Source organism: Sphaerisporangium dianthi (assembly GCF_042654065.1).
GTDB lineage: Bacteria > Actinomycetota > Actinomycetes > Streptosporangiales > Streptosporangiaceae > Sphaerisporangium > Sphaerisporangium dianthi.
Map to the genome: position 1 here is coordinate 1 of NZ_JBHSFP010000008.1, position 14437 is coordinate 14437.

At 70.6% G+C, this 14437-nt stretch carries 11 protein-coding genes and 1 rRNA gene; all 12 read left to right on the forward strand.

From position 1 onward, the window contains the following. Window positions 1-111: ribosomal RNA gene (gene rrf, locus ACFO60_RS14130) — 5S ribosomal RNA — on the forward strand; the annotation flags it as partial. A 464-nt stretch (window positions 112-575) separates the two neighbouring features. After that, the gene (locus ACFO60_RS14135; RefSeq protein ID WP_380840617.1) at window positions 576-1898 is read left to right on the forward strand and encodes a bifunctional folylpolyglutamate synthase/dihydrofolate synthase; all 1323 of its coding nucleotides are present in this window, start codon (window positions 576-578) and stop codon (window positions 1896-1898) included. 28 nt (window positions 1899-1926) lie between these two features. Further along, the gene (locus tag ACFO60_RS14140; protein WP_380840618.1) at window positions 1927-2262 is read left to right on the forward strand and encodes a DUF4233 domain-containing protein; all 336 of its coding nucleotides are present in this window, start codon (window positions 1927-1929) and stop codon (window positions 2260-2262) included. Between the two features lie 17 nt (window positions 2263-2279). Continuing rightward, the gene (locus tag ACFO60_RS14145; protein WP_380840619.1) at window positions 2280-4304 is read left to right on the forward strand and encodes a hypothetical protein; all 2025 of its coding nucleotides are present in this window, start codon (window positions 2280-2282) and stop codon (window positions 4302-4304) included. Between the two features lie 295 nt (window positions 4305-4599). Then, complete coding sequence (ndk, locus tag ACFO60_RS14150) at window positions 4600-5010, forward strand: nucleoside-diphosphate kinase (protein WP_380840620.1); 411 nt, start codon at window positions 4600-4602, stop codon at window positions 5008-5010. Window positions 5011-5290: 280 nt separating this feature from the next. Continuing rightward, entirely contained in the window at window positions 5291-6322 is a 1032-nt protein-coding gene (locus tag ACFO60_RS14155) for a rod shape-determining protein (RefSeq protein ID WP_380840621.1), read from the forward strand. A gap of 16 nt (window positions 6323-6338) precedes the next feature. Beyond that, entirely contained in the window at window positions 6339-7553 is a 1215-nt protein-coding gene (gene mreC / locus ACFO60_RS14160) for a rod shape-determining protein MreC (protein WP_380840623.1), read from the forward strand. Between the two features lie 94 nt (window positions 7554-7647). Beyond that, a complete protein-coding gene (mreD, locus tag ACFO60_RS14165) occupies window positions 7648-8175 on the forward strand; it encodes a rod shape-determining protein MreD (RefSeq protein ID WP_380840898.1) in 528 nt (175 codons plus the stop codon). Beyond that, complete coding sequence (mrdA, locus tag ACFO60_RS14170; protein WP_380840625.1) at window positions 8172-10220, forward strand: penicillin-binding protein 2; 2049 nt, start codon at window positions 8172-8174, stop codon at window positions 10218-10220. Before mreD ends, mrdA begins: the two co-directional genes overlap by 4 nt. Next, the gene (gene rodA / locus ACFO60_RS14175) at window positions 10217-11380 is read left to right on the forward strand and encodes a rod shape-determining protein RodA (protein ID WP_380840626.1); all 1164 of its coding nucleotides are present in this window, start codon (window positions 10217-10219) and stop codon (window positions 11378-11380) included. Before mrdA ends, rodA begins: the two co-directional genes overlap by 4 nt. 116 nt (window positions 11381-11496) lie before the next feature. Continuing rightward, window positions 11497-13419 carry a TIGR03960 family B12-binding radical SAM protein gene (locus ACFO60_RS14180; RefSeq protein ID WP_380840627.1) on the forward strand — a complete coding sequence of 641 codons (1923 nt, stop codon included), beginning with the start codon at window positions 11497-11499 and terminating at the stop codon, window positions 13417-13419. 167 nt (window positions 13420-13586) lie between these two features. Then, window positions 13587-14342 carry a TIGR03936 family radical SAM-associated protein gene (locus tag ACFO60_RS14185; RefSeq protein ID WP_380840628.1) on the forward strand — a complete coding sequence of 252 codons (756 nt, stop codon included), beginning with the start codon at window positions 13587-13589 and terminating at the stop codon, window positions 14340-14342. The last annotated feature ends 95 nt before the right edge of the window (window positions 14343-14437 follow it).

Consider the following 14437-nt stretch of genomic DNA (forward strand, 5'->3'; position numbering starts at 1 on the left):
GGTCATAGCGGAAGGGAAACACCCGGTTACATTCCGAACCCGGAAGTTAAGCTTTCCAGCGCCGATGGTACTGCACCGGGGACGGTGTGGGAGAGTAGGACACCGCCGGACAAAATTTTATAGGTAGACAGTATGCAGGGAGAGCCATCCACGGTGTGGGTGGCTTTCCTGCGTTTCAGGGCTCTTCTCGGTCGCTGATCCCTGTCGCCGGGGCCTTTTCGGTTTCCTTCGCCTTCTTCGGCTTTTCTGTGCTTTCGGGATCTTCCCGTTGTATCCCTTTCTTCGCTCCGGCGGCCTCCCGCTCCACGCCTCCCGCTCCACGCCTCCCGCTCCACGCCTCCCGCTCCACGCCGCTTCCCGCCCACGGTTCCCGGGTCAGGGTTTCGCTTCTCGGGGCCTGGACCGCGGGGTCTCCCCTCCTTCCGTTCTCGCTCCGGGGCCTGTGGTCGTCGGCTTTCCGCCCGCACGCCAGGCCGGCGAACCGGTCGCCGTCCTGGCGTGTCCGCAGCGCCCGGCGGAGTGCCTGGATGATGGGGGCTGCGTGGGTGGTGGGGTGTGGTCAGTAGGCTTCTGGTGTGGAATACCAGGCGGTCGAAAAGGCGATCTTGCAGCGGGGTGTGGAGTGGGATATCGACCCCACTCTCGATCGGATCAACGTCCTGATGGACATGCTGGGCCAGCCCCAGCAGGCCTATCCGGTCGTGCACATCACCGGCACCAACGGCAAGTCGAGTACGGCACGCATGATCGACACCCTGCTGCGTGAGCGCAACCTCCGGGTCGGCCGGTTCACGAGCCCTCACCTGGTGTCCATGCGCGAGCGCATCACGCTCGACGGTGAGCCCCTCAGCGAGGAGCGCTTCACCGAGGTCTACGAGGATGTCCTGCCCTACCTGCAACTCGTCGACCAGCAGCAAGGACGGCTGTCGTTCTTCGAGACGCTCACGGCGATGGCGTACGCGGCCTTCGCCGACGCGCCGGTCGACGTCGCCGTCATCGAGGTCGGCATGGGCGGAACCTGGGATTCCACCAGCGTGGCACAGGGGGCCGTGGCCGTGATCACCCCCATCTCGCTCGACCACCTTGAATATCTCGGGCCCGACATCGACGCCATCGCACGAGAGAAGGCCGGCATCATCAAGCCCGGCTCGACGGCCGTGCTGGCGCAGCAGCCGCTCGGGGCGGCCGAGATCCTCATGCGCCGCGCGGCCGAGACCGGGGCGACGGTGGCCCGTGAGGGCCTGGAGTTCGGGGTGGTGCACCGAGAGCTGGCCATGGGAGGTCAGATGCTCCGCCTCCAGGGGCTCAAGGGCGTCTACGAGGACATCTTCCTGCCGCTCTACGGGGAGCACCAGGGCGGCAACGCCGCCTGTGCCCTCGCGGCGGTGGAGGCGCTCACCGGCGGGGACGATCCGCTCGACGGCGAGCTGGTGCGGCGCGCGTTCGCCACGGTCACCTCACCGGGGCGCCTGGAGGTCGTCCGGCGCGGGCCGACGGTGATCGTGGACGCCGCGCACAATCCCGGCGCCATGCAGGCGGTCGTGCAGGCCATGGAGGAGTCGTTCGGCTTCACCCGGCTCATCGCCGTGGTCGCGGTGATGGCCGACAAGGACGTGGCCGGCGTGCTGGAGCTGCTCGAGCCCATCGTGGAGGAGATCGTCGTCACGCGTAACTCCTCACCCCGGTCCATGGACCCCGACGAGCTGGCCGCGCTGGCAGAGGACGTCTTCGGCGGCGAGCGCGTCCACCAGGCCGCCCGGCTCGACGACGCCATCGACACCGCCATGGGGCTTGCGGAAGAGACCGGCGAGTTCGCCGGAGCGGGGGTGCTCATCACCGGTTCCGTGGTCACCGTGGGCGACGCCCGCCTGCTGCTGAAGGCCGGCGCTGAGCAGTGAGCCGCGGAGTCGTGGAAGGGATCGGGGCGTGAACATCGCTGTCACGCCGGGGATGCGACGGCTGTGCGCCAGCGTGCTCGGCATGGAGGCCATCGTGCTGGGGCTGATCACGCCGGTGGCCATCATGGTCAACGACGTTCCTCCCGCCGTGGCCGTCACGGTCGGCATCGGGCTCGCGCTGGCATGCGTGGTGGTGACGGGCCTGCTCAAACGCCCCTTCGCCTACATCGCGGGCAGCGCGCTGCAGGTGCTGGCCATCGCCACGGGATTCCTGGTCCCGATGATGTTCTTTCTCGGTCTGATCTTCACGGCACTTTGGGCCACGGCAATCTTCGTCGCTCGTCGTGTCGAGGGAGTGACTTAGCGCTAAAGTCGGCCAGTATGGCCGTACCCCCCCTTCAGGCCGCAGGTCTCTCGACACTTGGCCGGATCAATCGTCTGCCGCTGGTGCTCGACGTCGTCGTCGGGCTCCTCACCGCGATCGCGCTTCCGCTGGCGATCGTCGTGGTGCCCAACACCATCTCCGTGGTCTCCGCGCTGCTCCCGGCCGATCTCGCAGGGGTGTGGATCTTGCGAGCCCACGGTCTCGCCCTTCCCGTGATGCTCTGCACGGTGCCGCTCGCCGGGGTGGCGCTGAGACGGTTCAGCGTGGCCTCGATGCTGCTGGCGGGGTTGGCGTGCCTCGCCCTGGCCGATGTGGCCGGCGGCTTCGCCGATTCGACCGCGGCCGTCGGTGTGTTGCGCGTCCTGCACGGCGTCGGCGCGGGCGTGCTGATCCCGGCGACGTTCGCCGCCGGGTATCAGCGCCCAGGCGCCTCCCGTGACGTCCTGGTGCCGTTCTGGGCGGCGGCGCTGGCCGTCAGCCTGCTGGCGGCGCAGGCTCTGGCGCTCTGGCCCCTTGACGCGGTGACGTCCTGGCGAGTGACCCTTCAGCCCTATCCGCTGCTGACCGGTGTGGCGCTGGCCCTGGCCGCGATCCACCTCGTCCTCTGGCGTGCGGCGACCGACGCCGTGCCGCCCCTGCGGATGTCCTCGCGCACGATGGACGAGGCCGGGGGGCCCGCTGGGGCCGATGACGACGGTCCTGGCAGGGCGCTCCGGTCGGTGCGGGAGCCCTCGGCGTCCACCGCGTCCACCGCCGCGTCCGCGGGTCCCGACTCCATGGGTCCGGACATCATGGCTCTCGACCTCGCCGGCCTGGATTCCGCCGGCCCTGACTCTGCGGGCCCTGACTCCGCGGGCCCTGACTCCGCGGGACGCGCGCATCTCGGGCCGGCCGCCGGGCTGTCGGCGGGCATCGCCGTGCTGGCCTTCGGCACCACCTTCGACTGGCCCTCCGGCGTCATCTTGGCCGCCGCGGCGATCGCGGTGGTGACGCTGCTGGCGATGGCGGGGCTCGGCCGGGTCGAAGGCCCAGGTGGCCGCGTCGTCTCGTTCGTCATGATCGCCGTCGGCCTGGTCGTGCTGCCGACCGCCGCCCAGGTGACGTACGTCGAACTCGGTGGTCTCGGCGGTCCCGGGCTCTCAGGGCTGTGGGTGCCGTTCGGGCTCGCCACCGTGATCGCGTTCGTGGCCGCGTCGGCTGCCGGACGGGCCGGGCTCGGGTCGGCGCAGAAGCTCGTCGGAGTCGGCCTGGTCACCATGGTGGTCGGGTTGTGCGCGGTGCGGCTGTTCGTCCCTTCCACGTCGGGCATGCCGCTGGTCATGCCGTTCTCACTGCTCGCGGCGGGCGCGGCGGTGGCGGTCGTTTCGGCGGTACGCGGCGCGGGGTACCGAGCCGCGCTGTTCGGCCTGTCCTTATGCTTCCCCGCCGTCCTCTGCGGGTTCCTGCTGGGCACCGGCATCCAGGTCGGCCGGCTGCGTGCGGTCAGCTCGTCGGGCCAGGTCACCCCGCAGGCCATGGTCGACGGGTTCGTCGGGGCGCTGCACATCTGGGCGCTGGTCGCCGGATTCACCGTCGTCATCGCGCTGGTCCTCGGGGCCGTGCTCGCACGCCGGGGGTACGACACGGTCGCCACGACCGTCGGTGACGGCGACGGCGACCTCGCCGTGCCCCGGGACATGCCGGTGAAGACGCCCTCCATGGCCCCGGGCGAGGCCGACGATGTGTCGAGGTCGCCGCGCAGATCCACATCACGGGGGTCCGACGTCAAGGTCGCGTCACAGCGGGACGCCCACACGATGCCCTTCCAGGCCATGGACTTCTCGACCTCGGAGGCGCTTCCTGCGGCTCCGGCGTCTCCGCGTCCTGCGTTTCCTCGGACTCCGCCCGTGGATCCTCCGGCCGATGAGCCGGGGCCCCAGACCGGCGGCTCTGACACCGCGGTGCTCCCGGTCATTCCGTCGTCCGGTCCCTCTCCCGAGCGCACTCGGGGAACGGACGGTGACCCGGACTCCGCCCGCTGAGGTCACCGGTTCGGTGACCAGGCTGCCACTGAGGCCGCTGGTTCGGTGACCAGGCTGCCACTGAGGCCGCTGGTTCGGTGACCAGGCTGCCGCGGCTGAGGCCGCCGGTTCGGCGACCATGGCCTGCGGGCCTGCGGGCCTGCGGGCGCACGGGCGCACGGTCAAGGGCGTCCGTGGCGGGCGGCGGAAGCCGAAGGACGGTGACGGCGGGGTGGGCCGGTAAGCTGCGCACACGCTTCCCCTATTCGCCGGTGGCCATGCGCGCCGGCCGGCGAACACAACGAAGGAGATATCTGTGTCCGAGCGCACGCTTGTCCTGATCAAGCCCGACGGTGTCCGCCGTGGCCTCATCGGTGACGTGATCGCCCGCGTGGAGCGCAAGGGCCTCAAGGTCGTGGCCATGGACCTCCGCACGCTCGACGTCGAGACCGCCAAGGCCCACTACGCCGAGCACTCCGAGAAGCCGTTCTTCGGCGAGCTCGTCGACTTCATCACCTCGGCCCCGCTGGTGGCTCTGGTCCTGGAGGGCCCGCGCGCCATCGAGGCGTTTCGCGCCCTGGCCGGCGCCACCGACCCGGTGAAGTCGGCTCCCGGCACGATCCGCGGCGACCACGCCCTGGAGATCGGCGAGAACATCGTCCACGGTTCCGACTCGCCGGAGTCGGCGGCCCGTGAGGTCAAGATCTTCTTCCCTGACCGTTTCTGAGGTCCGGTCCCCGACGTCTCCGCGGTTCGGTCTCCGGCCGTCTCGCGAGGTCGGCGTCGAGTGGCTCATGTGCGGCTTCGCGGGGCCCCGGTGCGTGACGCGCCGGGGCCTCGCGCGTTGCCGGGGTATCAGTGCAGGTCGAAGCGGTGCCGCCCGGTAAAGGACACCAATTTTTCTCCGGTCGCGTGGCTCGTTGCCCTCACGAGTGGGTACGTCACGTTACGATTCGAATGCGAATCGTAATCTCTCGCGAACGACCTGAAGGAAGGTTTCCTTCCCCATGGGCAGCAAGCTGGCATTCCTCGGCCGTGACATGGCCGTCGACCTGGGCACCGCCAACACTTTGGTGTACGTGCGCGGGCGCGGCATCGTGCTCAACGAGCCGTCGGTGGTCGCGATCAACACGACGACCGGCAAGATCGTGGCAGTGGGCATCGAGGCCAAGAGGATGATTGGCCGGACGCCCGGCAACATCGTGGCGATACGCCCGCTGAAGGACGGCGTGATCGCCGACTTCGACGTCACCGAGCGCATGTTGCGCTATTTCATCCAACGAGTGCACAAACGCAGTCACTTCGCCAAGCCGCGCATCATCGTGGCCGTCCCCAGCGGCATCACCGGAGTCGAGCAGCGCGCCGTCAAAGAGGCGGGCTACCAGGCCGGGGCGCGGCGGGTCTACATCATCGAAGAGCCGATGGCCGCCGCGATCGGCGCCAGGCTGCCCGTTCACGAGCCCACCGGCAACATGGTCGTCGACATCGGCGGGGGCACCACCGAGGTGGCGATCATCTCGATGGGCGGCATCGTGACGAGCCAGTCCATCCGCGTCGGGGGCGACGAGCTCGACCAGGCGATCATCGCGTTCGCCAAGAAGGAATACTCCCTGATGCTCGGGGAGCGCACCGCGGAGGAGATCAAGATCGCGATCGGCTCGGCGTGCCCGACGGGTGACGACTGCCATGCCGAGATCCGGGGGCGCGACCTGGTCAGCGGGCTGCCCAAGACGATCGTCGTCTCGGCCGACGAGATCCGCAAGGCCACCGAGGAGCCCCTCAAGATCATCGTCGACGCGGTCAAGTCCACTCTGGACAAGTGCCCTCCCGAGCTCTCGGGCGACCTGATGGACCGCGGTGTGGCGCTCACCGGCGGCGGCGCCCTGCTCAAGGGCATGGACGACCGCCTGCGCGACGAGACCGGCATGCCCATCCACCTCGTGGAGAACGCGCTGGACTCCGTGGCGCTCGGCTCGGGCAAGTGCGTCGAGGAGTTCGAGGTCCTGCAGCAGGTGCTGGTGCCGGAGCCGAGACACTGATGGAGCAGGGACACTGATGAGGGATACCCGCCGTGCGCGGTTGATCCTTGGCCTGCTGCTGGCCGCGGCGCTCGTCCTGATCACCATCGATCACCGGCAGCGCGAGGACTCCTTGTTCGAGCCCGTCCGTACGGTGGCGTCGTCGCTGTTCGGCGTCGCGGAAGAGGCGGGGACGGGGGTCACGCGGCCCGTCGGCGAGTTCGTCGGCACCTTCTCCTCCGCCCCGGAGTACAAGCGGCAGCTCGTGGCGCTGCGCGCCGAGAACGCCCGGCTGAGACGCGAGGCGACCGCCAACAGCCTCGACCGGCGCAGGTCGGCCGAGCTGGCCGGCATGCTCGGGCTGTCCGGGCTCGGCGGGTACCGCGTGGTCGCCGCCCAGGTGATCGCCAGGCGGGGTGTGCCGGGGTTCGAGGACGCCGTCGAGATCGACGCGGGCCGCGACGACGGCGTTCGCAGGGAGATGACCGTGCTCAGCGGGGACGGCCTGGTCGGCCGGGTCGTGCACGCCGGTCCGTCGACCTCGACGGTGGTCCTGCTGACCGATCCCGCCTCGGCGGCGGGCGCGCGGCTGGAGGGCGGCAACCAGATCGGCGTGGTCACCGGGCTGGGGCCGGCGGCGGGGCGTCTCGTCCGCTTCAGGGTGCTGGACTCCACGGCGACGCTGGCGGTCGGCCGCCGCATCGTCACTTTCGGCTCCCAGCACGGCACCCCGTACGCGCCCGGCCTGCCGGTGGGCGTCATCGAGCGCGTGGAGCCCACCCCGGGCGAGCTCACCCGCGTCGCGTACGCCAAGCCGTTCGTGGACTTCACGGCCCTGGACGTCGTCGGGGTGGTGGTGCGGGCGCCGCAGCGCGACCCCCGGGACGCGATGCTGCCTCCGCCGCCCCCGAAGGCGGCCCGTGCCCGCGCGTCCGCTCCTCCCGCGGCGCCGCCGCCGTCCGCCCCGCCCGCGGTGACACCGCCGGCGCCTGGGGCGTCGTCCGCCCCGTCCTCCTCGCCGTCGTCGCGGGCACGGCAGAGGGAGGACGCCGACGAGGACAATGACGTCGCTCGCGAGCAACAGCGCGGCATGCACCGGCGTCCGGCCCACGCGCCCGCCGGGCACGCCGGGCCGGCGCTCGCGGCCCGCCGGGCGGGCGCCGGCCCGCACCCGCCGGGCGGCGCCACCGGGCGGGCGCGGGCGTCCGAAAGGACGGGCGGGCAGGAAAGGGCGGCCAAGAGGCATGACTGACGGCGCGACGCCGCCGCGCGGCGGGTAGCCGCCCGGGGCGTGGGGCGGGGCTTGAACGGGTGGGAACCGGTGGGCGAGAGGACATGAAGGCGTGATGCGAGGGATGGCGGTGATGCTGCTCGCCGGCCTCATCATGATCGTGCAGGTGACGGTCGTGAACCGCCTGCCCCTGCCCGGTGGCGGGGGCCCTGATCTGATCTTGATGGGCGTGGTGGCGCTCGCCCTGGCCCGCGGCGCTGTGGCCGGTGCGGGCATCGGCTTCGCCGCAGGTCTGGTCGCCGACATCCTGCCGCCGGCCGCTCATGTCATCGGCCAGTACGCGCTGGTGTTCTGCCTGGTCGGGTACACGGTCGGCCGGGCCGCCGAGCGGGCGCCCGGCTTCGGGGCCGTCGTCATGATCTTCATGGTGATGCTCGCGCCTCTGCTGGCGGCGGGCATCGGCGGCCTGCTGGGCGATCCTCGCGTCGACTGGGCGGTGCTGTTCGGCCTGTGGCCGTCGATGGTGATGTACAACCTCGCCATAGCGGCGGTGATGTTCTGGGTGGTGGCCCGCGCCACCGGGGAACGCGGGAGGCGCGAGGCCGTGCCGACGGGGGCCTACCCGGTCCGGAGGCGTGTGTGAACCGCGTCCGCGCCCGGCTCGTGGTGGTGCAGTTCCTCGTGCTGACGCTGCTCGCGGTGCTGACCGTGCGGCTGTGGCAGGTGCAGGTCGTGCGCGGCCCGAAGTTCGTGGTGGCGGCCACGGAGACGCGCACGCGCGACGTCATCGTTCCCGCCGTGCGGGGGCCGATCCTGGACGCCAGCGGGCGGCCTCTGGTCCGCAACCGCACGGCGCTGGTCGTCTCGGTGGACCGCGCGGAGATCGAGCGCATGCCCGACGGCGGCGTGGCGGTGCTCAAGCGGCTCGGGGCGGTGCTCGGCCGGCCGGTGAAGGAGCTGCGCGAGCGCATCCGGCCGTGCGGACCGCACGTGACGCGCCCGTGCTGGCCGGGGTCGCTCTACTCGCCGATCCCCATCGACGACAAGGTCGACCCGCGGCAGGCGCTGCAGATCCTGGAGCGGCAGGAGGACTTCCCGGGCGTGATGGCCGAGGTGCAGGCCGTGCGCGAATACCCTCTCGGCGCGGGGGCGTCCCAGACCCTCGGCTATCTCCAGCCGGTCACCGAAGATGAGCTGAAGAAGCGGTCGAAGCTCAAGGCGAACTTCTCCGGCGTCGACCTGGTCGGCCGGGACGGTCTGGAGTTCGTCTACGACGAGGCGTTGCGCGGGTCGCCGGGGCTGCGCCGGATGCAGGTCGACCGCATGGGCAAGGTGCTCGGGGTCGAGCGACAGACCTCCCCGGTCCCCGGCGACATCCTGATCACCAACATGGACGCCAACGTGCAGAAGGTCGTCGACCAGGCGCTGGCGAAGGCCATGAAGAACGCCCCCAAGGCGGACGGGGCCGCCGCCGTCGTCCTGGACGTGAAGACGGGCGGGGTGATCGCGATCGGCAGCGTGCCGACCTACGACCCGGCGGTGTGGGCGGGCGGCATCTCGGAGAAGGACTACCAGCACCTGCTCTCGGAGAAGGCGGGGCTGCCGCTGATCTCCCGGGCCACCCACGGCCAGTACGCGCCGGGCTCGACGTTCAAGGTGTCCTCGGTGTCGGCGATGGTCAGGGACGGCTACCCGTTGAAGGGGAAGTACGACTGCCCGGGCGTCTTCGACGTGGCGGGCACGGCGTTCCACAACTTCCGCGGCATCGGCCTCGGCGTGCTCGACCTCCACACGGCGCTGGTGAAGTCCTGCGACACCATCTTCTACAAGGCGGCCTACGAGATGTGGAGGCGGGACGGCGGCCTGAAGCCCGTGAAGCACCCCAAGGAACCGATGACGAGCACCGCCAAGGCGTTCGGGTTCGGCAGGAAGACCGGCATCGACCTGCCGGGGGAGGTGCCGGGACGCATTCCGGGCCGCGCCTGGAAGAAGGAGATGTGGGCGGCGATGCGGCACCTCAGCTGCACGCGGGCCAAGACCGGCTATCCCGAGGTCGAGAAGAAGGACCCCGGGCGCGCCGCGTACCTCAAGAGGCTGGCCAACGAGAACTGCCTGGAAGGGTTCGAGTGGAAGGCCGCGGAGGCCGCCAACCTCTCCATCGGCCAGGGGGACGTGCTGGTCACGCCGTTGCAGCTCGCCTCCGCCTACGCCGCGCTGGTCGGCGACGGCCGGCTGCGCAGCCCGCGCATCGCCAAGGCGGTCGTCCGGCCGGACGGCACCCACGTGCAGGAGATCAAGGCGCCGGTGACCGGCCGGCTCCCGATCGACAAGGGCACCCGCGACTACATCCGCGCGGCCCTGAGCGAGGTGACCTCCGACGGCACGGCCGCCGGAGCCTTCAGCGGGTTCCCGATGAACGTGGTGAAGATCGGCGGCAAGACCGGTACCGCCGAGGTGTACGGCAAGGAGGACACCTCCTGGTTCGCCTCCTTCGCTCCGGCGAGCGACCCCCGGTTCGTGGTCGTCGTCACGGTCTCGCAGGGCGGCCAGGGCGCCATGGCGGCGGCGCCGGCGGCCCGCGAGATCTACGAGGGCATCTACGGCATCAAGGGCAAGGCCGCCCTGCCCGGCGGCAAGCCCGTCGAGCGCCTGCCGAAGATCAGCAGAGACGGGACGGTGGTGCAGTGAGCCAGACCCTCGTCCCGCGGAGCCGGTCGTTCATGCGCCGGGCCATGGGCGCGCGGTCGGCGGTGTGGCGCGTCGACGGCGTCCTGCTCGTCGCCGTCATGGCGCTGTCGGTGATCGGCACCCTGCTGGTGTGGTCGTCCACGCGATCTTGGGCGGCGGGCGCGCCGACCGGCATGGTCAAAAAGCACATGCTCAACCTGGCGATCGGCTGGGTGCTGTTCGGCATCGCGGCCCTCGGCGACCAGCGCACGCTGCGCATCTACGCGCCGGCGATCTACGGGGTCTCGCTGCTCGGGCTGCTGGCGGTGATCACGCCGCTCGGGTCGACGATCAACGGCTCCCACTCGTGGATCCTGCTGGGCGGCGGGTTCGCGGTCCAGCCGTCCGAGTTGGCCAAGCCGGCGCTGATCCTCATGCTCGCCGCGCTGCTGGCCGAGCCCGTGCCCGGCACCGACCGGCCACGCCCGCTCGACCTTCTGCTGTGCGCCGCCGCGGCGGCCATCGCGATGGGGCTGGTCATGCTGCAGCCCGACTTCGGCACCACCATGGTGCTGGCCGTCATCACGGCCGCGGCCATGATCTTCGCCGGCCTGCGCAAGCGCTACATCGCGGGACTCGCGCTGCTGGCCCTGGCGGGGGCGGCCGCCGTCTGGCTGCTGGGCCTGCTCAAGCCCTATCAGATCGCCCGGTTCACGGCGTTCATCAACCCGGCCAACGACCCGCGCGGGGCCGGGTACAACAGCACGCAGTCGCTGATCGCCATCGGCTCGGGGGAGCTGTTCGGCAAGGGGCTGTTCCACGGCGGCCAGACGACCGGCCGGTTCGTCCCCGAGCAGCACACCGACTTCATCTTCACGGTGGTGGGGGAGGAGTTCGGGTTCCTGGGCGCGGTCGCCGTGGTGGCGCTGCTGGGCGTGGTGCTGATCCGCGGACTGCGCATCGCCCGCCGGTCGGAGGACCGTTTCAGCGCGATGGCGGTGGGCGGCATCGTGTGCTGGTTCGCGTTCCAGACCTTCGTCAACGTCGGCATGACGATCGGGATCATGCCGATCACCGGGGTGCCGCTGCCCTTCGTGTCGTACGGGGGCACCGCCACGTTCGCGAACATGCTCGCCCTCGGCCTGTTGCAGGCGGTGCACATACGCGAACGCCCCTTCTGAGCCGCCCTTCCGCCCCGATTGGGAGGGTCCCGAGCGCGGCGTGGGAACCGCGATGGGAGGCGCCGGGAGGGGTGTGCTGGTGCGAGGGGCGGCGGGCAGCAACTAACCTTAGACGCATGTCTGTCGAGTCGCTGTTTCCCCGCCTGGAAGCGCTCCTGCCCAGCGTGCAGAAGCCGATCCAGTATGTCGGTGGTGAGCTTAATTCGACCGTCAAGGACTGGGATGAAGCATCTGTCCGCTGGGCGCTGATGTATCCGGACGCCTACGAGGTCGGCCTGCCCAACCAGGGTGTGCAGATCCTTTACGAGATCCTGAACGAGTTGCCAGAGACGCTGGCCGAGCGCACCTACGCCGTCTGGCCCGACCTCGAGGCGCTCATGCGCGAGCATGGCGTGCCGCAGTTCACGGTCGACGCGCACCGCCCGGTGCGGGCGTTCGACGTGCTCGGCGTGTCGTTCTCGACCGAGCTCGGCTACACCAACCTGCTGACCGCGCTCGACCTGGCCGGCATCCCGTTCAGCGCCGCCGACCGCGGCGAGGACGACCCGATCGTGCTGGCCGGCGGCCACGCCGCGTTCAACCCCGAGCCGATCGCCGACTTCCTGGACGCCGCGGTGCTCGGCGACGGCGAGCAGATCGCCATCGCCATCTCCGAGGTGATCCGCGAGTGGAAGGGCGAGGGCCGCCCGGGAGGGCGCGACGGGCTGCTCATGCGGCTGGCGTCGACCGGCGGGGTGTACGTCCCGAAGTTCTACGACGTCGAGTACCACCCCGACGGGCGCATCAAGAGGGTCGCCCCCAACAGGTCCGGAGTTCCGTGGCGGGTGCAGAAGCACACCGTCATGGATCTCGACGAGTGGCCGTACCCGAAGAAGCCGCTGGTCCCGCTGGCCGAGACCGTGCACGAGCGGTTCAGCGTCGAGATCTTCCGCGGCTGCACGCGCGGCTGCCGGTTCTGCCAGGCCGGCATGATCACCCGCCCGGTCCGCGAGCGGTCGATCACCACCATCGGCGACATGGTCGAGGCCGGCGTCAAAGAGTCCGGCTTCAACGAGGTCGGCCTGCTCTCGCTGTCCAGCGCCGACCACTCGGAGATCGCCGAGGTCGCCAAGGGGCTGGCCGATCGTTACGAGGGCACCAACACCAGCCTGTCGCTGCCGTCCACCCGCGTCGACGCGTTCAACATCGACCTGGCGAACGAGTTCTCCCGCAACGGCCGCCGCTCCGGTCTGACCTTCGCCCCCGAGGGCGGGTCCGAGCGCATGCGCAAGGTCATCAACAAGATGGTCACCGAGGAAGACCTGATCCGCACCGTCACCACGGCCTACAGCCAGGGCTGGCGGCAGGTGAAGCTCTACTTCATGTGCGGGCTGCCCACCGAGACCGACGAGGACGTGCTCGGCATCGCCGACCTGGCCAAGAAGGTCATCAAGGCGGGCCGCGAGGCCACCGGCTCCCGCGACATCCGCTGCACCGTGTCCATCGGCGGGTTCGTGCCCAAGCCGCACACCCCGTTCCAGTGGGCCGCCCAGTGCGACCATGAGACCGTCGATCGGCGGCTCAAGCAGCTCAGGGACTCCATGCGCTCCGACAAGGAGTACGGCAGGGCGATCGGCTTCCGCTACCACGACGGCCAGCCCTCCATCGTCGAGGGCCTGCTGTCGCGGGGAGACCGCCGGGTCGGCGCGGTGATCAGGGCCGTCTGGGAGGACGGCGGCCGCTTCGACGGCTGGAGCGAGCACTTCTCCTACGCCCGCTGGATGTCCGGCGCCGAGCAGGCCTTCGCCGGCGAGCCGGTCGACGTCGACTGGTACACCACGCGCGAGCGCGAAGAGGTCGAGGTGCTCCCTTGGGATCACCTGGACGCCGGCCTCGACCGCGAGTGGCTGTGGCAGGACTGGCAGGACGCCACCAGCGAGACCGAGGTCGAAGACTGCCGCTGGACCCCCTGCTACGACTGCGGTGTCTGCCCCACCATGGGGACCGAGATCCAGATCGGCCCCACCGGAAGGAAGCTGCTTCCGCTCACGGTCGTCTGACCGCCCGGGCCCCCCGCCGGCGGCGGCCGGCCGCGGCCGATGGAAGCGAACACCGGTGGTCGTCGTTGACCAGTAGAGACATCCGGTCACATCCAGAAAGGATCACGTAACTGAAGAACCCCGTCCCTGATGGGCCTCCGCCCCCGCCCGTGGTGCAGCGCCTTCGCGTGCGCTACGCCAAGCGCGGCCGGCTGCGGTTCACCAGTCATCGAGACATTTCGCGCGCCATCGAGCGAGCGGTGCGCCGGGCCGGCATTCCGGTCGGCTTCAGCGCGGGATTCAGTCCCCATCCGAAGATCTCCTACGCGGGAGCCGCCCCCACGGGGGTGGCGAGCGAGGCCGAATATCTCGAGATCGGCGTCGTGTCGCCGTGCGAGCCCACGCGGCTGCGCGACGATCTCGACGCGTCGCTGCCACCCGGGCTCGACGTGCTGGACGTCGTCGAGGCGCGAGCAGGGAGCCTGGCCGACCGGCTCGAGTGCTCCGTCTGGGAAGTACGCGTTGCCGGGGCGGCCCCGGAGGCCGCCAAGGACGCGGCCGAGAAGTTCCTGGCCGCCGAGCGTGTCGAGGTCGAACGCCTGACCAAGAAGGGCCTGCGCCGCTTCGACGCGCGAGAGGCCGTCATCGCTTTGACGGCCCATGATGGGACGGAAGAAGCGGCGGGCCGGGAGCCGAGCTCGCCATGTGCGATACTTCGTATGGTTGTACGGCACGTTACGCCCGCCGTTCGACCCGACGACGTGCTCACGGGTCTGCGACTTGTGGCTGATTTCGCGCCGCCGTCACCCCCCGCGGTGACCAGGCTGGCGCAGGGGCCGCTCGACGCGCGCACCGGTGGGACCGCCGACCCGCTCGACCTGGACCGCGACGTTCGCGGCGGCGAGCCGGGACCGGCTGTGCGGCACGTCGCTGACCACAAATAGGACTTGGCGTCGGACCCCGCGAGGCGGTCCGGCGCACAGCGAGAGACGAGAGCTCCCGCGCGGCGCGGCGACGCGCCCGGGAGCCTGACGGGAGA

Bases quoted from the DNA above. Each gene is read 5' to 3' on its own strand.
- ACFO60_RS14145 (WP_380840619.1), top strand. From the start codon at position 2,280: ATGGCCGTACCCCCCCTTCAGGCCGCAGGTCTCTCGACACTTGGCCGG.
- ACFO60_RS14180 (WP_380840627.1), top strand. From the start codon at position 11,497: ATGTCTGTCGAGTCGCTGTTTCCCCGCCTGGAAGCGCTCCTGCCCAGC.
- ACFO60_RS14155 (WP_380840621.1), top strand. From the start codon at position 5,291: ATGGGCAGCAAGCTGGCATTCCTCGGCCGTGACATGGCCGTCGACCTG.
- mreC (WP_380840623.1), top strand. From the start codon at position 6,339: ATGAGGGATACCCGCCGTGCGCGGTTGATCCTTGGCCTGCTGCTGGCC.
- mreD (WP_380840898.1), top strand. From the start codon at position 7,648: ATGCGAGGGATGGCGGTGATGCTGCTCGCCGGCCTCATCATGATCGTG.